This is a genomic window from Acinetobacter sp. AG1 (assembly GCF_001005525.1).
Classification (GTDB): Bacteria; Pseudomonadota; Gammaproteobacteria; order Pseudomonadales; family Moraxellaceae; genus Acinetobacter; species Acinetobacter modestus.
Genome location: NZ_LBMZ01000096.1, coordinates 17,761 through 44,180, shown reverse-complemented (window position 1 = coordinate 44,180; position 26,420 = coordinate 17,761). Strand labels below are relative to the sequence as shown.

General features: G+C 39.4%; 23 protein-coding genes. 13 read left to right on the top strand and 10 right to left on the bottom strand.

Annotation, left to right across the window (positions count from 1 at the left end):
• The first annotated feature begins 175 nt into the window (after positions 1–175).
• The 7 genes from AAV96_RS04820 to AAV96_RS04790 all read left to right on the top strand — a co-directional run bounded on the left by AAV96_RS04820 (position 176) and on the right by AAV96_RS04790 (position 5,234).
• Positions 176–1,060, top strand: a complete 885-nt coding sequence (locus tag AAV96_RS04820) for a VacJ family lipoprotein (protein ID WP_004664263.1) — start codon at positions 176–178, stop codon at positions 1,058–1,060.
• A gap of 131 nt (positions 1,061–1,191) precedes the next feature.
• Positions 1,192–2,160 (top strand): RsbU family protein phosphatase GigA, encoded by a 969-nt coding sequence (gigA, locus tag AAV96_RS04815; RefSeq protein ID WP_034601930.1) that lies wholly within the window; start codon positions 1,192–1,194, stop codon positions 2,158–2,160.
• A gap of 102 nt (positions 2,161–2,262) precedes the next feature.
• Positions 2,263–2,784 carry an anti-anti-sigma factor GigB gene (gene gigB / locus AAV96_RS04810; RefSeq protein WP_004664261.1) on the top strand — a complete coding sequence of 174 codons (522 nt, stop codon included), beginning with the start codon at positions 2,263–2,265 and terminating at the stop codon, positions 2,782–2,784.
• Positions 2,785–2,812: 28 nt separating this feature from the next.
• Positions 2,813–3,637, top strand: coding sequence for a carbon-nitrogen hydrolase family protein (locus AAV96_RS04805; RefSeq protein ID WP_046738489.1), 825 nt, complete (start codon positions 2,813–2,815; stop codon positions 3,635–3,637).
• Between the two features lie 202 nt (positions 3,638–3,839).
• Positions 3,840–4,193, top strand: coding sequence for a DUF4951 domain-containing protein (locus AAV96_RS04800; protein ID WP_046738488.1), 354 nt, complete (start codon positions 3,840–3,842; stop codon positions 4,191–4,193).
• Between the two features lie 80 nt (positions 4,194–4,273).
• Entirely contained in the window at positions 4,274–4,711 is a 438-nt protein-coding gene (locus AAV96_RS04795; protein ID WP_046738487.1) for a MarR family winged helix-turn-helix transcriptional regulator, read from the top strand.
• Positions 4,712–4,799: 88 nt separating this feature from the next.
• Positions 4,800–5,234, top strand: a complete 435-nt coding sequence (locus tag AAV96_RS04790) for an organic hydroperoxide resistance protein (RefSeq protein ID WP_046738486.1) — start codon at positions 4,800–4,802, stop codon at positions 5,232–5,234.
• Between the two features lie 65 nt (positions 5,235–5,299).
• On the opposite strand, the gene gspE is transcribed toward AAV96_RS04790, so the two are convergent.
• On the bottom strand, positions 5,300–6,790 hold the full coding sequence (gene gspE, locus AAV96_RS04785; protein ID WP_046738491.1) for a type II secretion system ATPase GspE: 1,491 nt from the start codon (positions 6,788–6,790) through the stop codon (positions 5,300–5,302).
• 93 nt (positions 6,791–6,883) lie between these two features.
• On the opposite strand from gspE, the gene AAV96_RS04780 reads away from it, so the two are divergent.
• Together AAV96_RS04780 and AAV96_RS04775 are read left to right on the top strand one after the other, a co-directional pair.
• Complete coding sequence (locus tag AAV96_RS04780; protein ID WP_004664245.1) at positions 6,884–7,705, top strand: hypothetical protein; 822 nt, start codon at positions 6,884–6,886, stop codon at positions 7,703–7,705.
• A gap of 9 nt (positions 7,706–7,714) precedes the next feature.
• Positions 7,715–8,632 carry a mechanosensitive ion channel family protein gene (locus AAV96_RS04775; RefSeq protein WP_004664243.1) on the top strand — a complete coding sequence of 306 codons (918 nt, stop codon included), beginning with the start codon at positions 7,715–7,717 and terminating at the stop codon, positions 8,630–8,632.
• Here AAV96_RS04775 and AAV96_RS04770 read toward each other — a convergent pair whose 3' ends face one another.
• Positions 8,633–11,509, bottom strand: coding sequence for a DUF2339 domain-containing protein (locus AAV96_RS04770; RefSeq protein WP_046738485.1), 2,877 nt, complete (start codon positions 11,507–11,509; stop codon positions 8,633–8,635). It abuts the gene before it with no gap.
• Positions 11,510–11,698: 189 nt separating this feature from the next.
• Between AAV96_RS04770 and polA the strand changes: the two genes are divergently transcribed.
• Complete coding sequence (gene polA / locus AAV96_RS04765; protein ID WP_046738484.1) at positions 11,699–14,464, top strand: DNA polymerase I; 2,766 nt, start codon at positions 11,699–11,701, stop codon at positions 14,462–14,464.
• 57 nt (positions 14,465–14,521) lie between these two features.
• On the opposite strand, the gene AAV96_RS04760 is transcribed toward polA, so the two are convergent.
• The 5 genes from AAV96_RS04760 to ppx are packed head-to-tail and all read right to left on the bottom strand — an operon-like array spanning position 14,522 to position 19,657.
• Complete coding sequence (locus tag AAV96_RS04760; protein ID WP_004664238.1) at positions 14,522–15,091, bottom strand: YggT family protein; 570 nt, start codon at positions 15,089–15,091, stop codon at positions 14,522–14,524.
• Positions 15,092–15,107: 16 nt separating this feature from the next.
• Positions 15,108–15,947, bottom strand: a complete 840-nt coding sequence (gene proC / locus AAV96_RS04755; protein WP_005214555.1) for a pyrroline-5-carboxylate reductase — start codon at positions 15,945–15,947, stop codon at positions 15,108–15,110.
• A 3-nt stretch (positions 15,948–15,950) separates the two neighbouring features.
• Positions 15,951–17,342 carry a tRNA lysidine(34) synthetase TilS gene (gene tilS, locus AAV96_RS04750; RefSeq protein ID WP_081407479.1) on the bottom strand — a complete coding sequence of 464 codons (1,392 nt, stop codon included), beginning with the start codon at positions 17,340–17,342 and terminating at the stop codon, positions 15,951–15,953.
• Complete coding sequence (locus AAV96_RS04745) at positions 17,279–18,103, bottom strand: acetyl-CoA carboxylase carboxyltransferase subunit alpha (protein WP_046738482.1); 825 nt, start codon at positions 18,101–18,103, stop codon at positions 17,279–17,281. The genes tilS and AAV96_RS04745 overlap by 64 nt, the downstream gene beginning before the upstream one ends.
• A 33-nt stretch (positions 18,104–18,136) precedes the next feature.
• Positions 18,137–19,657 carry an exopolyphosphatase gene (ppx, locus tag AAV96_RS04740; protein WP_046738481.1) on the bottom strand — a complete coding sequence of 507 codons (1,521 nt, stop codon included), beginning with the start codon at positions 19,655–19,657 and terminating at the stop codon, positions 18,137–18,139.
• A 273-nt stretch (positions 19,658–19,930) separates the two neighbouring features.
• Here ppx and trxA point away from each other — a divergent pair, with 273 nt between their 5' ends.
• The 3 genes from trxA to AAV96_RS04725 all read left to right on the top strand — a co-directional run bounded on the left by trxA (position 19,931) and on the right by AAV96_RS04725 (position 22,497).
• The gene (gene trxA, locus AAV96_RS04735; RefSeq protein WP_004664228.1) at positions 19,931–20,257 is read left to right on the top strand and encodes a thioredoxin; all 327 of its coding nucleotides are present in this window, start codon (positions 19,931–19,933) and stop codon (positions 20,255–20,257) included.
• A 326-nt stretch (positions 20,258–20,583) separates the two neighbouring features.
• Positions 20,584–21,852 carry a transcription termination factor Rho gene (rho, locus tag AAV96_RS04730; RefSeq protein ID WP_004664227.1) on the top strand — a complete coding sequence of 423 codons (1,269 nt, stop codon included), beginning with the start codon at positions 20,584–20,586 and terminating at the stop codon, positions 21,850–21,852.
• Between the two features lie 393 nt (positions 21,853–22,245).
• Positions 22,246–22,497, top strand: coding sequence for a hypothetical protein (locus AAV96_RS04725; RefSeq protein WP_046738480.1), 252 nt, complete (start codon positions 22,246–22,248; stop codon positions 22,495–22,497).
• A gap of 101 nt (positions 22,498–22,598) precedes the next feature.
• Here the strand turns inward: AAV96_RS04725 and AAV96_RS04720 are convergent, their stop codons facing one another.
• Genes AAV96_RS04720 through pheS form a run of 3 tightly spaced genes read right to left on the bottom strand, consistent with a single transcriptional unit; the run spans position 22,599 to position 26,287 of the window.
• On the bottom strand, positions 22,599–22,895 hold the full coding sequence (locus AAV96_RS04720; RefSeq protein ID WP_004664224.1) for an integration host factor subunit alpha: 297 nt from the start codon (positions 22,893–22,895) through the stop codon (positions 22,599–22,601).
• A complete protein-coding gene (gene pheT, locus AAV96_RS04715) occupies positions 22,892–25,273 on the bottom strand; it encodes a phenylalanine--tRNA ligase subunit beta (protein ID WP_046738479.1) in 2,382 nt (793 codons plus the stop codon). Before pheT ends, AAV96_RS04720 begins: the two co-directional genes overlap by 4 nt.
• A gap of 33 nt (positions 25,274–25,306) precedes the next feature.
• Complete coding sequence (gene pheS, locus AAV96_RS04710) at positions 25,307–26,287, bottom strand: phenylalanine--tRNA ligase subunit alpha (protein WP_004664219.1); 981 nt, start codon at positions 26,285–26,287, stop codon at positions 25,307–25,309.
• Positions 26,288–26,420: the final 133 nt, after the last annotated feature.

The following is a 26,420-nucleotide window of genomic DNA, read 5'->3' as shown; positions in this document are numbered from 1 at the left end:
TTTATTTAAGTGAACATTTTTAAACCAAAATCACAATTTTTCTTATATTTTTCGACCGAATTTGTTTTAATAATAAGAGAACAACTAAACTGTATACCTTATATCTATGTTTTGCGTCATGCAGCGCAATCATTCTAATGACTGTATTTCGCTCTAATGGCGATGAAGGACTTATATGCATTACTCAAATTATATCTTGCTTGGGCTGTTAACCGCTGGGGCATGCTCACCTGTATTAGCACAAGAAGTTCAAAACGAGCCATCTATTCAAACAAGCTCTGTGGCAAATACCAACAATCAACAATCAACATCGACTATTCAAGCCATAAAAGATTTAAAACATATCACTAGAAATGATTTAAAGGTCAATGCAAACGCTGCCCAACCTGATGCTGTAAAAGATCCTTTACAACCATTAAATAGACAAATCTTTGCATTAAATGATGCTTTGGATCGTAATTTATTAAAACCTATTGCAATACAGTATGTAGCAAAAGTTCCAGAAGAAGTGCGTACGCCTTATCGCCAATTCAGAAAAAATCTAGGTGAACCTTGGAATGCAGTCAACCAATTAATCCAAGGACGACCAACTCGCGCTGCCAAAACATTAGGTCGCTTCACGATTAATACACTTACAACACTAGGTTTTGCTGATCCTGCTCGTCGTTTAGGTCTAACTACTGAAGAGGAAAGTTTTGGCGTCACTTTAGGTTACTACGGTGTACCATCAGGTCCTTATGTGATGCTGCCATTTTTTGGTCCAAGCACATTCCGTGACGGTTTTGGTTTAGCAACAGATAGTTTTGGTCGCCCACAAAAATATTTATTAGATGATCAAGAAGGAATTTATTGGTCTACTAATTTATTACAAGCAATTGATGCTCGCTCACAAATTTTGGATATTGAAGAAAGCTTAAAAGGCGATAAATATTCAATGATCCGTGATTTTTACTTACAACGTAAAGCCTTCCAAATTGCTGAAAAGCATGGAGATTCTGCAGATGTTTCATTTGTAAGTGACGAAGATGATAATAACGATCAATCAGGTGATGACAAGTAATCTCTGAGGAACTTTAAATGATAGACTTATGTATTAATTTAAAGTTTTAGCAATACTATGTTTTTCATCATATTTCATCTATGATGAATTAAAAAATGATCATACAAATACAAAAGGTCGGCTACTTATCTATGTATTTTATTCAACCCACACGCTCAATATCTTATTTAGACCAAGCACTAAATGAGTTACCGAGTTTACAAATCATTCATATTGATGATTTAGATTTGTATGATCAAACGATAATTGCTATTGCCGATGTACAAGATTTTTTAAAATACCAATGGAAATTGCCTACAATTGTTCTTGCTTTTGAACATGAAGGAACTGCATTAGCTCAAGCATGGGAAATGGGTGCGTTGGCAGGATGGATCTGGAGTGAATTACCCAAAAATCCTGTTCACTCATTGTTTAAAATCGATGCTCAATATAAACGTAATCAAGATAGTAGAGATTTACCTTCCGCCGCAGAACTACAAAAAAGATTATTACCAAACCCGATCGAATTACCAAACTATCAATTTGAATCATTTTTTCAGCCTTCAGCTTATCTGTCAGGAGATTGGTATGATTACTGGAGATTAAATGATGATGAAGTTTTGTTTTATTTAGCAGATGTTTCAGGTCATGGGGTAACAAGTAGTTTACTAACATCTTGGATGGCGGCATTTCATGGCCGATCAAAAACACCTAGTCAATTGATTCAAAAACTAAATGCAATGTTAGTACAAGAAAATATTGAAAAGCATATTACTATGGTGGCGGGAATATTAAACTTAGCAACCCATGAAGTATGTTGGTCTAGCGCTGGTCACTACCCTCCACCAATTATTTTTGAGCCCAATCAACCACCACAAATCCTTACAACAAGTAGCTTTCCGTTAGGTCTTACTGAAGAACTAGAAGTTGAAGAACACTGTTGTACTCTGAGTCGTAATGCTCGGTTTATATTATGTTCTGATGGCGCACTTGAACCATTTGATGGCGGTTTAAATGATCAATTTAATCAATTGGTCGAACATCTTCAGCATGACGCTTTCAAAGCACCAGATCACGTTGCTGACGATATTGCAATATTAAGCATATGTCGAATGAATTAACTCTAAAATCAATATTTTAATTAGATCACAGCATCCAACCACTTGTGTCTAGAATATCACTATGGGATAATTTTATATCCTTTCTCTGAAAATGGCATTTATATGTCAACAGGTCATGTTGAATATGCAAGTTTGAACGGAACGCATATTTTCAAGCTTATTGGCGAAGTGCGCGCTCACTCTTGTATAAGTTTAGACAAGTTACTCAACAAAATTGAACAGCAACAGAATGTTGTCGGTGCAATTGTTGATTTAACTGAAACTACATTTATTGACAGCACAGTCTTGGGTGTACTTGCAAAACTAGGTCTTAAGCTTAAACAAGTTCATCATATTCAAGCTGTTATGCTCTCGACAAATCCAGATATTACAACTTTAGCCAACAGTATGGGGCTAGGTCAGGTATTTGTGATTTTAAATTATTGCGGCGATCCAAACGTATGCACTTTAGAATTAACTGAAGAGCACGTTACACATAGTGCAATGCTCAACACTGTGTTAGATGCGCATAAAACTTTAATGCGTTTAAATGAAAACAACCAAAATATGTTTGAGCCACTTGTAAAGCAATTGCAAAAAGAACAAGAGTGTTTATCTCTTGATTCACAAAAACAAAATGCATAATTGCTGAAAACTAAATTGTGATGCTTGTATGACCTTACTTTCTGTTGCACAAATGAACTCTCAAAATGACATTGAAGCAAATTTCATCGTCATTGAGTCATTGATCCAACAAAGTAAGGCTCAAGCTGCTGAGCTTATTGTTTTTCCAGAAAATTTTGTTTGTTTTGCAGCAGGGAAACAACGCGAGACAGCAGCACAATTCGAGAGCATCCAACAACGTTTGGAACAATTGGCTCATCGTTATCAAATCTGGATTATCGCAGGTACCCTCCCTTGTCCGTTTCGTCCTGGTGGTTCAATCATTGATGATGGTCGAGTTCGAACCGTCAGCTTATGCATTAGCCCTGAAAGAACTGAAGCGCGTTATGACAAAATCCATTTATTTGACGTTCAGGTCAGTGATGCTGTAGGTGGCTATCAAGAATCAAAGTTCTTTGAACCTGGCGATCAAGTGGTGGTTGCCAAAACACCGTTTGGTAATATTGGACTGATGGTATGTTACGACTTACGCTTTCCAGAACTTGCTTTGATTCTACGCAAACAAGGTGCAAATATCCTAACCGCGCCTGCTGCATTTACTTACACAACAGGGCAACTTCATTGGCAATTACTATTACAAGCACGTGCAATGGATAGCCAATGTTATGTGCTTGGTGCAGCTCAGCAAGGCTGGCATGGTGAACAGCGTCAAACTTGGGGTCATGCAGGAATTACAAATAGCCGAGGGCAACTATTAGAAATGATTACGGTCGAAGGACATGGTTTAATTACATCTTCATTTGACCTAGCAGAACAAAATGATATTCGACTAGCAATGCCATTGATGCAGCATCGCAAACTTATCAATTATTAAAAATAATCGTTTTATCTAAGCATACTTTTGTTCAATTTATCCTCATATGGCATCACTTTGACTGTTATAGTCAATTTTCATAAATGTATGTTTTGTAGGATCATGATTTAATAGGCTTTATTTATCATGGTAGAACAAGATCAAATGGTCGTATTCTATACTTGATGTAATATCCTCAATTAATTCATATTAAGTTTGATTTATGTTTAAAGTAGTTTTCATTTTTTTATTTTTCATAGGGGCAATTGCACAACTTCATGCAGCAATCGTTGAAACCAATACCAGTCCACAAAGTGCCTTATCTACACCGCAAAATTTATCATTAAATTCTTTTGGGCAATGGGTGATTGGTTGGGGGACGGGTGCTGAAGGTGCAAGACAAAGATTAGATAATATTCAGCGAGAAGATGTAGTTATTATCAAACAAAAAGGTGCAACTTTAGAAATGATTATTGCTTGGCAACAATATTATGAACAAGAAGCACTTAATAACCCCAATAATCCAACAGCTCGCTACAGAGCACGTTTAATGAAGAAGATTACTGAGCTTTGGTAATTATTGATGTGAAATCTGCGTAACTAATCATAAGCAGATCACGATATACTGATCAAATGAATATACTGTTTGAGAAGCGCATGGGTGATGAACATAAGCAATTACTATTAGATAATCAGCTTTGTTTTCTGATTTATTCAACTAACCTTGCCTTAAATCAAGTCTACCGTCAATTGCTCTCTCCTCTCGGATTAACTTACCCTCAATATCTGGTAATGTTAGTGCTTTGGGAAAGGGATCAACTCAGTGTTTCTGAGATCGGAGAAAGATTATTCTTAGAATCTTCCACACTGACTCCATTATTAAAAAAGCTTGAAGCCTCACAACTAATTTCACGCAAGCGTTCAGTAGAAGATGAAAGACAGGTTATTATTTCTCTTACACCACAAGGTCATACTTTAAAATTACAAGCAGTCGATATACCATCAAAAATTTCAGAAGCAGCGACCTGTTCAACCGCATCACTTACAGAACTTAAAGATCAGCTTGCAACATTACGTCACCATCTCACACAATAGAACCTAAGTTTACAAATCGATAACTTGCATTCCCATATATATCGTGTACGATTTAATTGTATACAATATTTATTCAGGAATAAGAATCATGTCTCTAGAACAAGTCGTTTATCGTGCAAAAGCAAAAGCTACAGGTGGTCGTGATGGTCGCGCAACTTCATCAGACGGTGTCTTAGATGTAAAATTAGGTGTGCCAAAAGAAATGGGCGGTGCTGGTGGTGAAGTGACCAATCCTGAACAGCTTTTTGCGGCGGGTTATTCAGCATGTTTCTTAGGTGCAATGAAATTTGTTGCAAATCGAGATAAATTCAAAATTACGAAAGATGCTTATGTTGAAGGTGAAGTGGGAATTGGTCCAATTCCAAATGGCTTTGGTATCGAAGTCACTTTAAATGTCTATCTGATTGGTATGGAACAAGCTGAAGCTGAACAGCTGGTTGCTGCTGCACACATTGTTTGTCCATATTCAAACGCAACTCGTGGCAATATTGATGTGAATTTTAATATCGTAACTACTGAATAAATATTTCAGATTTTACAAAGAAAAATAGCATGGTGATCCATGCTGTTTTTTTACTTATATCGTATTTATACTTCCGCAGCTTCATTCGTCACACGCAATACTTCTTCTAATGTGGTTTTTCCAGCTAACACTTTCAATAAACCATCATCACGAATTGAAGCGGCATGGCGACGCGCATGATTTTCTAATTCAAACTCAGCTGCATTACCATGAATCAAACGGCGCATCGACTCATCTACTGGCACAATTTCATAAATTGCAGTTCGTCCGCTAAAGCCAACATGTGAACATTTTTCACAACCATGCGGTTCAGGCAACTGCATATATTCATCAACTTTGAGATGTTGGAACACTTGTCGCTCAAAATCATCTGCTTTTCGCCATGTCACGCAATGTGGACACAAGGTACGAACAAGACGTTGTGCAATGACACCTATTAAAGAACTTGCCAACAAGAATGGTTCGATCCCCATATCTTTTAAACGTGTTACCGCACCAATTGCTGTATTGGTATGCAGTGTTGATAACACCAAGTGCCCTGTTAAAGATGCTTGTACCGCAATTTCAGCAGTTTCAAGATCACGAATTTCACCTACCATCACCACATCTGGATCTTGACGTAGCATCGCTTTTAATGCACGCGCAAAGGTCATATCAACTTTAGTATTGACCTGCGTTTGACCAATTCCTTCCAATTGATATTCAATCGGATCTTCGGCAGTCAAAATATTGCGTGTATTGTCATTAAGATCAGACAATGCAGCATACAAGGTTGTGGTTTTACCCGAACCTGTAGGACCTGTCACCAAGATAATGCCATGTGGGCGATGTACCAATTGCGTTAAACGTTCATAGTCATTTTTCATTAAACCAAGATGAGTCATATTTAAACGCCCAGCTTGCTTGTCTAGTAAACGCATTACCACTCGTTCACCATGCGAAGACGGTAAAGTCGATACACGCACATCCACTTCACGTCCCGCTAAACGTAATGAAATACGTCCATCTTGTGGAACACGCTTTTCAGCAATATCCAGTTTCGCCATAACTTTAATACGTGATACCAATAATGGTGCAAGTTCACGGCGTGGCTGTACAATTTCACGCAGTTGACCATCGACACGTAAACGTACCGAAAGTTTTTTCTCAAAGGCTTCAATATGAATATCAGATGCACTGACACGAATCGCTTCAGACAATAAGGCATTAATTAAGCGAACAATTGGTGCATCATCCTCTTGATCCATCAAGTCTTCAGCTTCCGGCACTTGGTCTGCCAAACTTAATAAATCTGGATGGTCTTCTAGACCCGCAGCCACTTGTTGTGACTCACCTGTATCCCCTGCATAACTCGAACTCAATAGAGCATGGAACTCTTGATCAGTACATAATTGATCGTGAGCCGATTTCCCCAAAATTCGACGTGCTTCCTGCAAAGCAATACGCGCGGTGTCCTTCCGTCGCACAATGAAAATTTGATCGCCTTCATAACGTAATAAAACGCCATGTCGTTTAGCAAAACTATAAGGAATTTGTATTTGTTTAAGTATTTGCATCACACAAATAATGATAAAAGAAAACAGTGAGTGTACTCTAAGCAGATTACAGCGTGAAGTCTGTTTAGCATACTCACACAGGAATTTTGCATCTTGTCTCAAAATAATCAATATCAAGCTCCACATGCCAACGAATTGAAATGGTGGGGCGAACAACAATTTGAAATTCAACAAGCCAAAGCTTGGCAATTTGGTTCATTATTATTTCGTCTGACACGTGGCATTAAAGAATGGCGCTTGGAATATCATCGCCCTCAATCTCAACATGATTACGAACAGCAATGGCATGTCTTGAATGACACGATTTTTGCAATGCCACAACCTGCAAAGATCGAACGTTATATGTTCCATAACACCCATAGTACGTTTCACTTAATGCCCCGTTTAGCAGATCGCTCTGTGGTGATTAAACCCGTTGATCCGATTTATATTCCTGCTGGACAACGTGGAACTTTATATATTAGTACCCCACTATGGATTGCAGGTTTAGTGGATGGACTCACTGAACCTCTATTTGATATTCCTGTGATCCAACCGAAAGACACATGGTTCGGTAAAGATCCTCAGCACGGAGAGATTTGTTACGCGACCTCTGTAGATGGCCGCACAGATTTAAATCTGTTAAAACCACGTGCTTTTCGCGCAGTCACTCCAATTGAATTCCACAATACTAGCCAACATCAATTACGTTTTGATCGTATGAATGTTCCTGTTCCTGCTCTTCCCCTTTTCTATAGTGAAAGTACAGGTCGTTTATGGACTTCACAAATCAAAGTCTATTATGAAGGTACGGATCATCCAGCACGTATTCGGATTGAGAATAAAACCCCAACTCAAGCAGGTGAGGTTATCTATGTACATCCCCCTCGCGCGCCTGGAAGTACATTATTCAATATGTTTGATTCATTCTTTTAAGAGGTTGCTATGCCTGATTCGAATATTCCAAAGGATGTTGCTAGCAGTCTCGCCAGTATTTTCACCAATATTAACTTCGAACGTTTAAGCGAAATCGTTGTTGCGATTATTCTAGCGTTTATTGGTTTTGTGATCGCAAGGCTCGTATCGAATGCCTTCATTCGTACAATTGGAAATCGTTTTAATGCCCATCAACGCCTGCTATGGCGTAGAGGGATTTTTTATTTTATTTTCCTGTTATTTATTATGACCAGCTTAAGAGAGGCTGGATTTAAACTTAGCGTGTTCTTGGGTGCAGCAGGAATTCTGACCGTTGCTTTGGGTTTTGCATCACAAACATCAGCAACCAACTTAATCAGTGGTTTATTTTTGATTGGCGAAGGTTCATTTGAAGTTGGAGATACGATTCAAATTACGCTAATTCGCGGACAAACCATTGAAGGACAAGTCATTTCAATTGACCTCCTCTCAGTTAAATTGTTGACACTAGATAATGTGTATATTCGTCTACCAAACGAACAATTGATTCGAACACCCGTCATGAATTTATCAAAATACCCAATACGGCGTATTCCAATTACGTTGGCGATTAATTTCCATGAAGACATTATCAAAGTACGACAAGTACTTTTAGATGTTGCTGCTAAATATCCTTTGGTCATGGATGATCCGAAAGCAACCGTTACCGTAACAGCATTTAGGGAGTCATCGATTGAACTTCTTTTTGCGGTATGGTGTAGACAGGAAAATGCATTGAAAGTTCGCGATGAAATGCAAGAACGTGTACGCAATGGTTTCTTAGAAAATCAAATTGAGATTCCTGTACCTAAAATGGGTTTAATTGATCGCCCTTTACCATTAGAAGATGATGAGGTCGATCAATATGCAAATCAAAAAGAACTGAAAACAGCAGAGAAAGAGAGATAATTAACTCTCTTTCTGAGTGTCAGAAATTGTTGGTGGTAACGGTGCAAGATATGCAATCACAAGCATGATTGCACCTGAACCAATAAATGAAATGACACGAGTCAATGTGCCACTTTGCGATAGATCAAGCAGCAATAATTTAGCGACGACAATTGCCAATAATGCAGCTCCAACAAACCAGATTTGTCGAATATGGCGGCGACTAGAAAATGTCATCAAAATAAAGGCCAAAATCACCCATAATAAAGTCAGGCTCAGCTGTACATCACCATTCGACCAAATCTCGATCCCCCATAGTGGTGTCCCAAGATAATGATGCATCGCACGTACCACCACACTACTCAAAACCAATAAACCGACTAAAATAGTGATGACTTTAAAGCCCCATTCTATTGAATGCTCATCACTCAGCTTGTATCGATAGACTATCCAGATCAGTCCGATGAAGATCAATAAAGAGAAAAGATCCGTAAGATTTAATAAAGGTAAGAAATAATATTGTTCAGCAGAATGTATATCTAAACTAATCAGGATTAACCAAACTAGGCTTAAACTAAGCACAGGTATTTGTTGTAGAAGTTGAGTATTTTTAGTGGTTATTAAAAACATTGCATACAATACTGGAATAATGGCTAATCCAATCAATGGCATAATTGGGAAAGTCGACAAACCAATGCTCGCCAAACTTAACCACAATAAGCTTGACCATATAATAAGACTTTCCTTTGAAGTATTACTCTTCAAAGTGATTAGCATTAGAGTCAATACAACCGAAGCAACCGCAAAGCTGACTTGATTTAACTTACTCGACCAATGCAACAGGACATACACATTCTCTGCAAAACTTTCACCATAAAGCAGAAATAATAAACTTCCCAATAAGATCAGCTGTACATTGTCCCACTGTAATCTTGATGTAAAGTGAACGACTAGACTGAACGAAGCCAATAATAAAACTGCTATTGCTAAATAAGGGCTCAGTCCATGTTGTTGCCACTGCATCAATTCAACGCCTGCAATCGCTCCTGCATACATCCCCAATGCTAAAAAAATTCCACTGAGCATTCGAGCACTAAAATATTTTTCAACTTGTTGATAATTTAATAAATAGTAAGCTGAAATAAACTGAGCGATTGCATAGATGACTGTACTGAGTATCGGAAAGTGGTCATTTGACCAAACTTGAAAAATGAGTGCCACTGAACTTAACAGCACCAAGACAACACCAATATAACGACTTAAACGATAACGTTCAGTTACTCCCCAGACAATTAATGCTGTTCCTTGAATCACCCAACCCGTTGAAGTCCAATGTGCCCCTTTAGCCAATGGGAAAATTAATGCCGTAAAAACCACTGCAAGAATAAAGAAACTTTTTGCCAAGATAGATAATTGTGGATGCCGACGTTTAATCCATAGATTTAATACGATGTACACAATGGCTAATGCAACAGCTCCCCAAGTTAATGCTTGAGTCGAGTTATGCATTAAATATGCATGCAGGGAAAAACCAAGTACAGGAACACTAAAAATAAGCCCAACATCTAAGATAGGCTGTAAACGTTGACGACTTTGAGAAACTGTCTGATCGATACTTGTATCTTGAGTTTGTGTCCGTAACATCAGTTGGCTATAGCGAATGCTTAACCAAATAAATAAAGCAATATGCAGCCATAAGATAATATCTAAGGTGTCAAACTGATATGTTTTTGCATATATCCCAATCGTTGCGCCACCGATAAACATGGTGGCAAAAAATGCAATTTGATGCAAAATTTTCCACGGCTGAATAAAATTAACCGCAGCAACAGCTAAATTAATTAAAAAGTAATAGCCAAATAAGAAAATCACGTCAGGATGGTTTTGTGGAATCACCAGTGGTGCAAGATATGCCATGCTCAAAGCTAACATCGCTAAATACAAGGCTTGCTGTTTTAAACTGAGATAGACCGTCGCTAATAATAGAATTACAAATAAAATACTCGCTGTACTTAAGCTAGCAATCACGGCGAAATGATGAGTGAAAATCAAGGTCAAAAAAACGACTGCTAAACCCACGCCTTGTAAAGCTACAGCAAATAATTGGTTTTTCTTTTGCAGTAAATAACCTGCAATGGTCGTGATAACACCAGCAATAGCAATAAAACTCAGTTTTACCCCCAAACTTAATTGCCAATGCTCGCTAGCAAAGCGTAACAGTAACACCACGCCAACCATTAATATTGCAACCGCAACGCGTAAAATTGGATTGCCATGCATCATCCAATCAAGTGCAGGTTGCAACCATGATACTGTTTGAGTTGTTGCTTGATGCTCAAAATCAATAGGTGACTGACTATTTTGATTTTGTATCGCCTGATAATCAGCTTTCATCCACGCAGGATGTTGTTCAAAAACTGGTGTCTGAGCTTCTGTCTTCTTGGCTTCATCAAGATATCGTTCAATATTTTGGGCGTTGATCTTTTGCTGAGCTAAAGCCTCTATGTCAGGCTCTACATTTGTATATTGTTCTAAATGAGTTAGTCGAGTTTGAAATGCACTGATCGTTTGGATTAAACATAGCATTAATACCAATAATGCACCGCCAGCTAACCACATCCACGTATTGGCGTAAGCAAAAAGTGCCACGAGTGCCGCAGCATAAATAATAATTTTTTGCCCATTAATATTCGCTGATTGTGCAAAAAAACTTGGCGCGGCCTGCTCTAGCTGGCGTAAGCGCTGATGAATTTCTGAAATAACGTGCACAATAACAACAGTTAATCCAATTGTTGCAGCAACAATCGCTCCATGCCATTGAAATGCAATTGCGCAAGCAAGCAGCACAGTCAAAGCAACTAAAACGATAATAATTCCCTGTTTATTTTTTTTATACATAGACTTAGATCAATTATGACAGCTTCATTTAAGTTATCTTACTTGATCACTTGATAAGCAGCCATTTTTGCATACAAAATACTGCAATTATTTAATGCAACACAGTTTGCTACTGCTCTACAAGACAACAAGGACAGCCACTACTTTTTCACGTAAAATGGCATTTAGTTCATAATAAGGATTTGCATAATGCCACCTTTTGTCTTGGTTGACGGGTCTTATTTTTTATTTCGTGCTTTTCACGCTTTACCGCCATTAACAACCTCTACAGGTTTACACACCAACGCAATCCGTGGCGCAATTTCAGCAATTCAAAAGTTAATGCGTCGTACTCAGCCTACTCATATGGCTGTAATTTTTGATACACCAGAACCAACTTTTCGCCATAAATTATCACCCATTTATAAAGGTGATCGCCCAAGCATGCCTGAGGAGTTATCTCAACAAATTCCCTATCTACATGCATTGATCAAAGCTCAAGGAATTCCTCTGTATAGTCTTCCGGGTGCGGAAGCCGATGATATTATTGGCACACTCACTAAACGTGCATTGGCTGAAGGTCACCATGTCTTGATCTCAACAGGTGACAAAGACATGGCACAATTGGTCAATGAACACGTTAAACTCGAAGATAGTTTTAAAGAACGTGTGTTAGATGAAGCTGGGGTACTAGAAAAATTTGGGGTACATCCACATCAAATTATTGATTATCTCACCCTGATGGGAGATGCGTCTGACGGTATCATGGGTGTGCCAGGTGTAGGCGCAAAAACTGCCGCAAAATTACTGACTGAATATGGTTCCTTAAATAATATTATTGCCAATGTTGATCAACTGAAAGGCAAAATCAGCCAAAATATTAAAGACAATTTAGAGAATATTAAGATTGACCATCAACTGGCCAGTATTGTCTGTGATCTAGATTTAGCTTTAGATTGGCATGATTTAAAACTGAGTAACCCAAATGTAGATCAATTACGTGACCTCTATACAGAACTAGAATTCCGTAACCAATTACAATCTTTAGACCATCCCAACAATCCAAATAACTCAGCTTACCAACAAACATCTCAAAGTATTGTCAAAGCCGAACAGAAAGTTGAGCAAGTGGTCACTGAGGATCATGCCAACCTTTCCAGTCAAGATGATCAACTCGGAACTGCAACCTATCACACTGTATTAACCCAAGATGCTTGGGATGCTTTATTTCAACGTATGCAGCATGCTGATCATTTTGCAATTGATACTGAAACTACTAATCTAGATTATCGTGTTGCTGAGTTGGTCGGTTTCTCAATCGCATTCGATGCTCATGATGCTTACTATGTACCTGTTGCCCATGACTATGAAGGTGCACCTGTTCAACTCAACCGTGAAACATTATTAGCTCAGATCAAACCAATTTTAGAAAATGAGCAAATCAAGAAAATTGGTCATCACTTAAAATATGATGCGCATATTTTTGCTAATCACGGTATCACGATTCAAGGCTGGTATTTCGATACCATGCTTGCCTCGTATGTACTCAATGCAGCGGCAACCCGTCATGGGATGGATGATGTAGCACGTGTTTATCTCAGCCATTTGACCACCACTTTTGAACAAATCGCAGGTAAAGGCGTAAAGCAAAAAACCTTTAATCAGATTGAATTAGAAATAGCGGCACATTATGCTGCTGAAGATGCACATGTCACTTATCGTCTTTATGAAGTATTAAAAGCAAAACTTCAAAGCCATCCTGAACTTGTTCATATTCTACATAATATTGAAATGCCTGTAGCACGTGTGCTTACAGGTATGGAAGAAGATGGAATTAAACTGGATCATCAATTTTTGGATCAACTCAGTGTTGAGTTCTCTGAAACGATTCAAACTTTAGAAAACCAAGCAACTGAATTAGCAGGTGAAGCATTTAATATCGCATCACCTAAACAAGTGGGTGAAGTCCTATTTGATAAGCTTGGACTTAAAGGTGGTAAGAAAACTGCCACGGGTCAATACAGCACCAGTGAAAGTATTTTAGAGAAAATCGAACATCCTTTAGCTGAAGTCATTTTAGAACATCGTGGATTAGCAAAACTCAAAAACACCTATACTGATCGCTTGATCGAGCAATCACATGACGCAACGCATCGTGTGCATACCAGCTATCACCAAGCACTCACAGCAACTGGGCGTTTATCTTCCACTGATCCAAATTTGCAAAATATTCCAATTCGTACACCAATTGGTCGTCAGATTCGTAAAGCATTTATTGCGCCTGAAGGTCGTGTGTTACTCGCAGCCGATTATTCACAAATTGAGCTACGCTTAATGGCACATTTTTCGCAAGATGATGCTTTAGTCCATGCTTTCCAACAAGGCCAAGATGTACACCGTCGTACTGCATCAGAAGTCTTGGGAATTGCGATTGAAGATGTCACTAATGATCAACGTCGACAAGCCAAAGCCGTTAACTTTGGTTTACTCTATGGAATGTCTGAGTTTGGGCTTACTCGTCAACTGGGCTTTACACGCGAAGAATCTCGTAGCTATATTGCACGCTATTTCCAACGCTATCCGGGCGTACTCGACTATATGGAACGTACCCGTCAGATTGCACGTGAACAAGGCTTTGTTGAAACCATTTTAGGTCGTCGTCTGTATACACCAGACATTATGGCAACAAATAAAATGATCAAACAGGCAGCCGAACGTGCAGCAATCAATGCACCATTGCAAGGAAGTGCTGCTGATATCATTAAACTTGCCATGATTGCAGTTGATAAAGTCCTACCAAAAGATCAGGCTAAGCTGTTATTACAAGTTCACGATGAATTGGTATTTGAAGCAGATATCACCATTGCAGATGAACTTTCAAAACAGATTGCAAAAGTGATGCAGTCTGTATTAGAAATTTCAGTGCCATTTGTGGTTGAAGTTGGACAGGGCCTTAACTGGGATGCTGCTCACTAATACGTGAGCAATAAAAAAAGGATTGTGTAACACAATCCTTTTTTTATTTAAAGCAGATTAAAGTCCTGTTAAAAGAACTTTAGCAGCTTCATTCATTAATATCTCAGCAATATATAAAGCTAAGAAAGCCAAAATTGGAGATAGGTCAATCATCCCCATATTCGGCAACAGACGACGAAATGGTGCAAGTAAAGGTTCTGCAAGCTCCTGAATCACTTCAATATAAGGTGACCGTGACTGGGTAAACATCACCACCCAACTCAAAATGATTGTTGCAAAAATCAAATAACGACAGAAACGAATTAAATCTTGGATCATCGTCACAAATGTCGTGATCACAAGATACACCGCACTATGTGGCATTTGTCCTGACAAATACATCAACCCAAAAATTTTCAGTAAGTACAATACCACCAACAAAGCAACTGCGGCTAAATTGACACGCCCCTTACCTAGAGTGGGAAAAATACGGCTAAAAACATCCACAATCTTAGTCGCTTTCACGGTTGAAAGGACCACTGGATTGTATGGACTCACTGCCGCTAATTGCATTAAAAAACGGAAAAAGACCAATAAAATTGCAACATTGATCAAAACACCAAAAATTAGCGCAGAACTTGCACCCATAATTGTCTTATCCTACTTAAACCGATTTAGTCTTGTCACTCAACTCTTGTGCAAGCTCTTGGCTACGCTTCTGAGCTGCTGCAAGCGCTGCTTGAATATTTTGTGAAATCTGCGCACGATCAAACACTTCTAAAGCCGCTTGCGTTGTACCATTTGGAGAAGTCACATTTTTACGTAATTCTGTTGGAGAATTTGAGCTAGTAATCGCCATTTGTGCCGCACCCAACGCTGTTTGCAGGGTCAATGCCGTCGCGACTTTCTCATCTAAGCCCAAGTTTTTACCTGCACGAATCATACTTTCCATCAAGTAAAAGAAATAGGCTGGACCAGAACCAGAGACTGCTGTTACTGCATCAATTTGCGCTTCATTGTCTACCCAAATGGTTAAACCTGTCGCAGCCAAAATTTGACTGGTTAATTCACGATCTTGAGCATTTACTGCTTCAGATGCATAAATACCATGTGCACCCGTTTGTACCAATGCTGGCGTGTTTGGCATTACACGAACAATACGCTGACTACCGCCAATTAAATCTGAAATCGTTTGAATTTCAGCACCTGCAATAATCGAAATCACGAGTTTATCTGACAATAAGTCTTTTAATGGTTGTAATACCGTTGCCAAAACTTGTGGTTTTACTGCTAACACCACCACATCGGCGTGTTTAACTGCTTCGACATTATCGACTGTGGTTTGAATTCCTTTTTCTTCTAATATGTGACGAATTTGTTCAACTGGATCAGAAACGGTAATGCGGGTCGTCGGTAAACCACGTGAAAGTAGCCCACCAATCAAGGCTTGCGCCATGTTACCACCACCAATAAAACAAATATTTTGATTCAATGTTGTCGCCATGTCCTACTCATCATATGAAAAAGACTGCTGAAAAAAGTCATTGCAGTCAGAAATTAAACTTGGTTGCCAACCGCCCTGCTCTAAATAATCAGATTGCGCCAACCAAAAACCCTTTGGGCTAAAAACCCCAAGCATAACATTATCTACAACTAATATTTGAATTGTATGACGTAACCAAGGCAAAATCTGTGCATCTTGAATGGCTTTTTTCAGTGGCCAATGTCCAACACGACCATAGAGATGAATTTTTTCCCCCCCTAGGCGTTTCAGCAGCTTTAACTCTCGCCCTAAAAGCTGGGATGAAAACCCAATCGCTTGAGATTCGATTTTAAACGTTCCAGCCGCAACTTTGATCGTTTCACCCATCTCATATCGCTCTAATAATGCAGGCAGAATGGTAGATTGTTTTTCTGCATATAATTGGTTGTGAGTTAAACGATATAATTTTTTCTGATAGCGAACAAAATAGTGTTGATTGATATGTAAAATTGCCTGAGCATCTGGCTTTGCTAGAATAACCTCTTGTTGTAAGCGTTGTACCATATCGTAGCTTGGGCGATATTGATCCTTAGCTTTTACCCAAGCGGATAGTAATTGACGTTTTCGTGCATCCGATAATTCCAACAGACAAGTTAAATCCAGCTCATTCTCAGTTGCACATAATTTCCAATCACTTTGCAACACATCATCTAAAATTTCTGCGGCATCTTGCATCAGATAACTCGTTCGTGACACAGCTGACTGCATTTTAGGGAAGCGATTTTCTAATACAGGCCATAACTGTTCTCGACACCATGCCCGATCATAGTACGTATCGTGATTGGTGAGATCAGTCACATAATCAAAACCAAGTTGCTGTGACCATTGCTCAATTTGCTCACGACTCATATCTAAAAATGGTCGCCAAATGGTCATATCTTGCCGAACATCAATTTGCTGCATCGCTGCCAAACCATTGACCCCTGCACCAGAGAATAGTCGTAATAACAGCGTTTCCGCTTGATCCTGCTGATGATGCCCGAGTACTAAAATGTCATTCTCAGTTAAATGTCTACAATAAGCTTGATAGCGCGCATGTCGTGCTTGTTGCTCTAGATTACCTGACTCGACTGAGACCTTTTGCAAAGCACAAGGAATCTTTAGCGCATCAGCGTGCTTTTGTACTAAATTGCCCCATTCTTCACTCATCGATTGAAGTTGATGATCAATATATATCGCACGGGTTCGGGTGGGGAAAAGTTCAGACATCAGATACAACAACAGCATGGAATCCATGCCGCCGCTGCACCCAATTAAGAATTGAGTTTGTTCAGAAAAATGCTGAGTTTGTGCTAAGACGCGATGCCTAAATTGCTGCTGCCAAATTTCATTAAACGTTGATAACGTGCATCGCATCGTTCTTGTGCATCCATCGGTTGCAATTCATTTAAGGCTTGTTTTAACACATCTTTCAAATCGTGCATGACTTTTTCAGGTTGTAAGTGTGCACCATCACCCTCATCAACTACATATTCAACAATACCTAAAGCTTTCAGCTTGTCGGCAGTTAATGCAAGCGCTTCACTGGCTTGAGCAGCTTTATCTGCAGTTTTCCATAAAATCGAAGCACAGCCTTCAGGTGAAATCACTGAGTAAATACTATGCGATAGCATAATCACACGGTCAGCGACACCAATACCAAGTGCCCCGCCAGAACCGCCTTCACCAAGTACAGTCGCAATCACAGGTACTTTTAAACTAGAAAGCTGCGCTAAACTTGTTGCAATCGCTTCTGCTTGACCACGCTCTTCGGCACCTACACCAGGATAAGCACCCATGGTATCGACAAAAGTAAATACTGGAAGATTAAAACGTTCAGCCATATCAAGTAAACGCTGTGATTTACGATAACCTTCTGGATTACACATACCGAAGTTATGTTGTAATTTTTCACGCGTACTGCGACCACGATGTTGACCAACCACCATCACTGGCTGCCCATCGAAACGAGCTAAACCGCCAATCATAGCACCATCGTCACCATATAAACGGTCACCATGAAGAGCATCAAATTCAGTAAAGATTTCACTGACATAATCTAGAAATTGCGGACGTTCAGGATGTCGTGCAATTTGAACCGTAGCCCAAGCCTTGGACTGAGTCGCTTTATTTTTCATAAGTCGTAGATAATCCCTAACAAGGATATATTGTTAATCAACAAAATTGTCTGACTGAATATTTAACTCAATGTCCCAATGTTTAAATTGCACTTGCTCATCATGTAAGTCTGCAACCAATAAGGGCCATTGTTTAGCATCACCAGAAACGCTGAGTTGCCATTGTTGATCATTTCCAACGCTCAGTTCAATGGCAGGAAGCATCTGATCACTACGACTATGGTTCAGCAAAACAGCGAGACGAAGCAACAAGCAGAGATACAATAAATGACTACCACCAACTTTTAGAACGTCATTTTTTGCATCAGCACGTAACTTGCGACGATGATGTGAAACTAAATGAGACAGATGATTTTGATCAATTTGTGAAAAACCAGGAATATCGGAGTGCTGTAATAAATATGCACCATGACGATGGTAGCCACCATGGCTAATTGCTAAGCCGATCTCATGCAAATAGGCTGCACGACGCAGTAAGTCACTGTCTTCAGTCGTTAAATTTAAAGCATCCGCCACACCATCAAATAACTGTTGTGCTGTATTTACGACACGTTCAGCTTGCTTTGGGTCAGCATTATAACGTCCCATTAAGGCTTGCACACTTCGGTCACGAATATCTTCATGTTTAAAGCGACCAAGTAAGTCATACATCACGCCTTCACGTAAAGCACCATCAGAATATGCCAATTTATCAAGCTCTAAAACTTCAAAAATGGCATATAAAATCGCAAGACCTGCTGGCAAAACTGCTCGTCGATCTTCACGTAGACCTTCAAAATCAATTTCAGAAATATGTTTAAATTTAAGCAAACGATCTTTTAACTTATATAAGCCTTCGCGAGTTAAATTTTCTTGTTCATCGCTCAAACCAAGATTTACAGTAATTTGACGACAAGCTTTGATTGTTCCACTTGAACCAACAACAGTATCCCAACCTTCTGTTTTATAGGTATTTGCAATCGCAGAGAGTTCTTTACGCGCCGCGACAACAGCTTTATCAAAAGCCTTGCTTGAAATCTCACCATCAGCAAAATAAGCTTTACTGTAAGCGACGCAACCCATTTGCAAAGATTCAGTGTGTAGCGGTTCAAACTCTTCGCCAATGATGAACTCTGTTGAACCACCACCAATATCAATTACTAAACGTCGACCACCATTGGCCATCGTGTGTGAAACGCCTAAATAAATCAGACGCGCTTCTTCACGTCCAGCAATAATTTCAATTGGTTTTGGTAAGATTTCAGCTGCTTTTTGAATAAATTCATGACCATTTTTTGCTTGTCTTAAAGCATTCGTTGCCACAATTCTTAGACGATTTGCTTGTACAGAGCTTAAACGACCTACAAAACGAGCCAAACACGCCAATCCACGCTGTTGCGCAGCTTCAGTTAAATTTTTATTTTCATCTAGCCCAGCTGCTAATTGTACTTTTTCTGACATTGAAGCAACTTTTTTCACTTCACCGTGATCAACACGAGCAATCGCCAAGTGGAAACTATTCGACCCCATATCAATTGCAGCAAGTAATTCTTCATCAATCAGAAAATCAGACATTATTCATATAAACCTATGCTCAATTCACGCATTAGAGTAATTCACACGCCAATAATTTTAAAGTCATTTTAAGCAATAATAGGTGCGTATTTTCGCTTTTAAGCTATAAATGATTGTAGAAGTCGATACTCAACATCGTGAGCATCCATTAGACTTTTCATTTTGAAACTTGAATAATCAGAACAAACCCTTACATTGAATAAAGTAGCAATGTAATATTCATGCTGATGATGAACGAATTTGCACTTTATTTATTAAATTTGGAGTAACCTTATGTCTGCGACTATTGTTAATACAACTGATGAAAACTTCCAAGCAGATGTTTTAGATTCTGAAACTCCTGTACTTGTTGACTTTTGGGCTGGCTGGTGTGCGCCATGTAAAGCCATTGCACCAGTGCTAGAAGACCTTTCAAATGAATATGCAGGAAAAGTCAAAATCGTTAAAGTTGACGTGACTGCATGTGAAGACACTGCTGTGAAGTACAACATTCGTAACATTCCAGCATTATTAATGTTTAAAAATGGCGAAGTTGTAGCTCAACAAGTCGGTGCAGCACCTCGTTCTAAACTTGCAGCATTTATTGATCAAAATATCTAATGAGATTTTGACCGTATAAATAAGAGAAATACGTCTAAATTAAGCGACGTATTTCTCAGTAAAAATTGACAAATTTCTTAGTTTCGCTTATATTCTTGGATCAAGAAGCTTTGAATGGAATCTACTTCATCGCGTTTCTTACAAGACACAAACATAAGATCGCCGCTCGGCAATAATAATTGTTTTCACATTTCTCTCTGAAACAATGAACCAGACTACTGAATTGTGGTTGTGTAACTATACAATTACATCAGCATGTATGTATGCGGTCGATTTTTTATTCTTTCCAAACACTCCTCCACTTATTCCATTCTGTCTGACCACTTATGAACTTAACTGAACTCAAGAAAAAACCCATTGGCGAACTCATTAAAATTGCGGAGTTTATGGGCCTTGAAGGCATGGCACGTAACCGTAAACAAGATATTATTTTTGCCATTTTAAAACGCCATGCCATGAATGGCGAAGAAATTTTTGGTGATGGTGTTCTCGAAATTCTTTCAGATGGTTTTGGCTTTTTACGCTCTGCTGCTGGTTCATATTTAGCAGGACCAGATGATATCTATGTCAGCCCATCGCAAATTCGCCGTTTTAACTTACGCACAGGCGATACCATTACAGGTACTATTCGACCACCAAAAGAAGGCGAACGTTACTTTGCATTACTAAAAGTTAATCAAATTAACTATGACACACCTGAGAACTCACGTAATAAAATTTTATTCGAGAACTTAACCCCTCTCTTCCCAACAGAACAACTGATTATGGAATTGGGCAACGGTACAACTGAAGATCTCACAGCTCGTGTGGTCGATTTGGTTGCTCCGATTGGTAAAGGTCAACGTTCTATTATTGTTGCACCGCCTAAAGCGGGTAAAACAATGCTATTACAAAACATTGCTCAATCAATTGTGCGTAATAATCCTGAAGTGTTCTTAATCGTACTTTTGATTGACGAACGTCCTGAAGAAGTTACAGAAATGGAACGTACTGTTCGCGGTGAAGTTGTGGCATCAACATTTGATGAAGCACCTGCTCGCCATGTTCAGGTCGCAGAAATGGTGATTGAGAAAGCAAAACGTTTAGTTGAGCATAAGAAAGACGTTGTGATTTTACTTGACTCAATTACTCGTCTTGCGCGTGCCTACAACACAGTGATTCCATCATCAGGTAAGGTATTAACCGGTGGTGTCGATGCTCACGCATTAGAACGCCCTAAACGTTTCTTCGGTGCTGCACGTAACATCGAAGAAGGTGGTTCTCTGACCATCATTTCAACTGCTTTGATCGAAACAGGCAGTAAAATGGATGACGTGATTTACGAAGAATTTAAAGGTACAGGTAACCAAGAAATTACGCTTGATCGCCGTATCGCAGAGAAACGTGTATTCCCTGCAATGAATATCAAAAAATCTGGAACTCGTCGTGAAGAGCGCCTAATGAGTGAAGAAAATCTACGTAAAGTTTGGATTTTACGCAAATTGCTTCACCCTATGGATGAACTTGCTGCAATGGAATTCTTATTAGATCGTATGAAGGAAACCAAAACTAATGATGACTTCTTTGATCAAATGAAACGTAAAGCATCTACATAAGATAAGTGCATTAAAAAAGGCTACCTTTATGGTAGCCTTTTTTATTTGGTTGACAAACTTACATAATATTTACAGATTATTTTAAAATCCCAATAAAACAATAAGCTATTGTTTTTAATATATTTAAAATTAATTTCAATGATAAAAACAATAAAATACCGATTTTAATTTTAATTTCCATAGTTTTTTTCTATCAAAAAATAGCCAAATTCTGCCCATTTTTGTCGTTTTGTTGGACAGAACAGTAGTAATTCATGATCTGCTTTGATAGGATAGCAGCAGACCAGTTAGGCTGCTCCCTGCGTTGTTACCTAAAGCGTTTAGGAATAATAAAAGCACAAACAGACTAACTCTAGGTTTTTTTTAATCTCACAATTTTATGAGAGTGATGCCATGTTATTCAAAAAAATCGCTGTTGCTGCTGCTATTGCTACTACTTTAGCTTTCGTTGGTTGCTCTAAGAAAGAAGAAGCTCCTGCTGCTGATGCTAACGCTGCTGCTTCTGAAGCTGTAGCTGCTGCTTCTGAAGCTACTACTGCTGTTGAAGCTGCTGCTTCTGACGTTGCTGCTGCTGCTTCTGACGTTGCTACTGCTGCTTCTGACGTTGCTGCTTCTGAAGCTGCTCCAGCTTCTGCTGCTCAATAATCTAATATTTTTAGATTATCAAAAAGAGAACCTTTATAGGTTCTCTTTTTTTACGCCTAGGTTTCTAATCAAATAAAAATATAACTATAAAAAAAAGCAGATCAATCGATCTGCTCATTTCCAACGCGCTGTCTAAATTTTTGACCCGCTCTAAACGTAACCACGCGGCGGGCAGAAATCGGAATTTCTTCACCCGTTTTGGGATTGCGTCCTGGACGCTCACGTTTATCACGTAATTCAAAATTACCGAAACCAGAAAGTTTGACTTGTTCACCAGCAATTAATGCTTGGCTGATCTCATCAAAAAACAACTCAACCATCTGTTTTGCTTCACGGCGATTTAAGCTAGTAAGCTCACTTAAATGGTCCGCCATCTCTGCTTTTGTTAATGCTGTCATGAGGCCCTCAATGTCGCTTGGTAAGTGTCTTCCAACACTTGAATAATGTTATCCATACCAGATTTAATTTCAGCATCTTCAAGCGTACGTGCTGGATGTTGCCACAACACTGCAAATGCTAAAGAGCGCTTGCCTTGTTCAACCCCTTGCCCCGTATACACATCGAACAACCATGTTGAGTCGAGTAACTCACCACCAGTCTGCTCAATTAACCGCTGAATATCTCTTACCTCAATATTATCAGAGATTAAAAGCGCAATATCACGTCTAACCGATGGAAAACGTGATAATTCTGTAAAATTAGATACATAAGATTGCAAAACTGCCTGCTGATCCAGTTCAGCCACCCAAGTTGTGCCCAAATCTAGTTCATTTTCCAAAGATGGATGTAAGCGACCCAGATAACCAATTGACTGCCCATTCACTAAAATTTCAGCTGCCTGACCTGGATGTAACCACTCGCGTTCAGTACGAACAAATTCAACAGCAATACGACCGGCAGCTAAAATCTCTTCAACCTCACCTTTGAAATCGAAGAAGTCCATGGCTTGTGGTTTTGCATGCCAAGATTCTGGTACACGTGAACCAACCGCAATCAATGCCAAAGTTGGGATCTGTTTTAGATCATGAATGCTTTGCGCATTCTGATAATCAAAACGCAAACCGAGTTCGAAGAAACGAACACGCTGCTGCTGACGGTTTAAGTTGTATTGAACACAAGGAATCAAGCTTGAAAGCAAGGTACTACGCATTGCTGCCAAATCACTTGAAATCGGGTTCGCCAACATCAACGGGTGTACATTTGGATTCAATTGCTTTTCAAGTTTTGCATCAGCAAAGCTAAAACTAATCGCTTCTTGGTAACCCAAGGTTGCAATAGTTTGACGTAATTGAGCGATTTCAAAACGATCTTGATATTTCTCCAATTTCACATCAATTTTTGGCAAACTGATTTGGATATTGTCATAACCATGAATACGAGCAACTTCTTCAATCAGGTCTTGATAAATTGTCATATCATAGCGATGTGATGGTGGGATAACACTCCACTCACCTTCAGCTTTGGTTTCCACCACACAGCCCAACCGTGTTAACGCATCCGCAATAAAATCACCAGCCACTTCATAACCCAACAACTGATCAACCTGTGCTTGTAGCAATGCAATCGCTTCACGCTTCGGCAATAAAGCTGCTTGCTCAGCAACAGTAATTGGGCCAAATTCGCCACCTGCAAAGGCTTGAATCAGTTCAGAAGCACGATGCATTGCAATCATTGGCAATTCAAAGTCAACGCCACGTTCGTAGCGCTGTGATGAGTCAGTATGCAAACCGAAACGACGAGCACGCCCTGCAATAGCTAAAGGTGCAAAGAACGCACTTTCAAGGAAGATATCTTGAGTTTCATCAGTTACCGATGAATCCAACCCACCCATAATCCCTGCTATCGCCAATAGTTTTTGATCATCGGCAATGACCATGATGTCATCTTGCAATTCAACTTCTTGATCATTTAATAAAGTCAGTTTTTCTTGTGCTTTGGCTTGACGAACTTGAATTGAACCTTCGATTTTTGCCAAATCAAAGGCATGCATCGGTTGACCAAGCTCAAGTAATACATAGTTGGTAATATCCACCAAAATACTATGCGTACGGATGCCTGAGCGTGCCAATGCCTGTTCCATCCATTCAGGTGTCGGCGCTTTTACATTCACATTTTTAACGATACGACCTAAATAACGTGATGTACCTTCTGTACTGATGTTGACCGCTTTCTCATCAGTAATATTTGCTGCAATGGCCTGAATCTTCGGCTCATTCACTTCAAGCTGGTTAATCACCGCGATTTCACGTGCAATCCCGCGAATACTAAAGCAGTCACCACGGTTTGGCGTGATACTGATGTCAATCACATTGTCATCAAGTTTTAAATATTCACGAATACTCATTCCCACTGGCGCATCAGCAGGCAATTCTAACAAACCATCAATTTTGTCTTCTAAATCAATTTCAGAAGCACCGCAAAGCATGCCTTGTGATTCAACACCACGTAACTTGCCTTTTTTAATTTTAAAATCACCTGGTAATACTGCACCAATCGTCGCAACAGGGGCTTTCATGCCCACGCGAACATTTGGCGCACCACATACGATCTGTAAGGGTTCACCTGAACCAATATTAATCGTGGTCACACGTAAACGATCTGCATCTGGGTGTTGTTCAACTGTGAGCACTTCACCGACAACTACACCCGTAAATGGTTTTGCAACAGGTGCTAACTCATCAACTTCCAAACCCAACATGGTCAATTGATCAGACAATGTATCGCTATCAATGGCTGGGTTTACCCAGCTGCGCAACCAATTTTCACTAATTTTCATGTGTATAAACCTTCTTTAATCCTGAAAAACTGTTTAGGCAAACTGGCGTAAGAAACGCACATCATTTTGGTAGAACATACGTAAATCATTGATGCCATAACGCAACATTGCAAAACGCTCTACCCCTAAACCAAAGGCAAAGCCTTTGTATTTATCAGGATCAATTCCTGCAGCACGCAGTACATTTGGATGTACCATGCCACAGCCTAAAACTTCTAACCAACGACCACGTTCATCCATGATATCCACTTCAGCGCTTGGCTCAGTGAATGGGAAGTAAGATGGACGGAAACGTACTTTTAAATCTTTTTCAAAGAACTCATTGAGTAGGTTAATCAATAAACCTTTTAACTCAGCAAAGCTGGTATTTTCAGCAACGTACAAACCTTCGATCTGATGGAACATTGGCGAATGGGTTTGATCTGAGTCACAACGATAAACACGGCCAGGACACACGATACGAATTGGCGGCTGACTAGTTTCCATAGTTCGAATTTGCACGCCCGAAGTATGGGTACGAAGCAAATGCGTTGCATCAAAGTAGAAAGTGTCATGCATCGCACGGGCTGGGTGATGTCCCGGAATATTTAAGGCTTCAAAGTTGTGATAATCATCTTCAACTTCTGGACCATGAGCAACTTGGAAACCTGCTTTGGTAAAGAATTGGCAAATACGCTCTTGTACTTGAGTAACAGGATGAATACTTCCCATGCGCTGACCGCGGCCCGGCAAGGTAATATCAATGGTTTCACTTGCTAATTTTTTTGCAAGTTCAGCTTGTTGTAATGTCTGTTGACGCTCAGTCAAAGCTGCATTGATTGCTTCACGCACAGCATGAATCGCAGCACCTTGTACTTTTCGCTCTTCAGGATCCATTTTTCCAAGTGCTTTCGACTGTTCTGCGAGCTGGCTTTTCTTCCCTGTAAATTGCACACGAACTTGATCGAGTGCAGCAAGGTCTTGAGCCGCTGCAATGGCAGCAAGCGCTTCAGTGGTCAGGGCTTCCAGTGACATAGTAACTCTCAAAGCAACAAAATATAGAAATATAATAAAACGCTATAGTTTATCAGCTTTTTACCAGTTTGATGAAAATAAACAGCGGTTTAAATAGCGTACTTTTGAAAATATAGATGCAAAAATAAAATAA

Coding starts and splice junctions, on each gene's coding strand:
- AAV96_RS04820 (WP_004664263.1), top strand. CDS start 176: ATGCATTACTCAAATTATATCTTGCTTGGGCTGTTAACCGCTGGGGCA.
- gigA (WP_034601930.1), top strand. CDS start 1,192: ATGTATTTTATTCAACCCACACGCTCAATATCTTATTTAGACCAAGCA.
- gigB (WP_004664261.1), top strand. CDS start 2,263: ATGTCAACAGGTCATGTTGAATATGCAAGTTTGAACGGAACGCATATT.
- AAV96_RS04805 (WP_046738489.1), top strand. CDS start 2,813: ATGACCTTACTTTCTGTTGCACAAATGAACTCTCAAAATGACATTGAA.
- AAV96_RS04800 (WP_046738488.1), top strand. CDS start 3,840: ATGTTTAAAGTAGTTTTCATTTTTTTATTTTTCATAGGGGCAATTGCA.
- AAV96_RS04795 (WP_046738487.1), top strand. CDS start 4,274: ATGGGTGATGAACATAAGCAATTACTATTAGATAATCAGCTTTGTTTT.
- AAV96_RS04790 (WP_046738486.1), top strand. CDS start 4,800: ATGTCTCTAGAACAAGTCGTTTATCGTGCAAAAGCAAAAGCTACAGGT.
- gspE (WP_046738491.1), bottom strand. CDS start 6,790: ATGCAAATACTTAAACAAATACAAATTCCTTATAGTTTTGCTAAACGA.
- AAV96_RS04775 (WP_004664243.1), top strand. CDS start 7,715: ATGCCTGATTCGAATATTCCAAAGGATGTTGCTAGCAGTCTCGCCAGT.
- AAV96_RS04770 (WP_046738485.1), bottom strand. CDS start 11,509: ATGTATAAAAAAAATAAACAGGGAATTATTATCGTTTTAGTTGCTTTG.
- polA (WP_046738484.1), top strand. CDS start 11,699: ATGCCACCTTTTGTCTTGGTTGACGGGTCTTATTTTTTATTTCGTGCT.
- AAV96_RS04760 (WP_004664238.1), bottom strand. CDS start 15,091: ATGGGTGCAAGTTCTGCGCTAATTTTTGGTGTTTTGATCAATGTTGCA.
- proC (WP_005214555.1), bottom strand. CDS start 15,947: ATGGCGACAACATTGAATCAAAATATTTGTTTTATTGGTGGTGGTAAC.
- tilS (WP_081407479.1), bottom strand. CDS start 17,342: ATGCGATGCACGTTATCAACGTTTAATGAAATTTGGCAGCAGCAATTT.
- AAV96_RS04745 (WP_046738482.1), bottom strand. CDS start 18,103: ATGAAAAATAAAGCGACTCAGTCCAAGGCTTGGGCTACGGTTCAAATT.
- ppx (WP_046738481.1), bottom strand. CDS start 19,657: ATGTCTGATTTTCTGATTGATGAAGAATTACTTGCTGCAATTGATATG.
- trxA (WP_004664228.1), top strand. CDS start 19,931: ATGTCTGCGACTATTGTTAATACAACTGATGAAAACTTCCAAGCAGAT.
- rho (WP_004664227.1), top strand. CDS start 20,584: ATGAACTTAACTGAACTCAAGAAAAAACCCATTGGCGAACTCATTAAA.
- AAV96_RS04725 (WP_046738480.1), top strand. CDS start 22,246: ATGTTATTCAAAAAAATCGCTGTTGCTGCTGCTATTGCTACTACTTTA.
- AAV96_RS04720 (WP_004664224.1), bottom strand. CDS start 22,895: ATGACAGCATTAACAAAAGCAGAGATGGCGGACCATTTAAGTGAGCTT.
- pheT (WP_046738479.1), bottom strand. CDS start 25,273: ATGAAAATTAGTGAAAATTGGTTGCGCAGCTGGGTAAACCCAGCCATT.
- pheS (WP_004664219.1), bottom strand. CDS start 26,287: ATGTCACTGGAAGCCCTGACCACTGAAGCGCTTGCTGCCATTGCAGCG.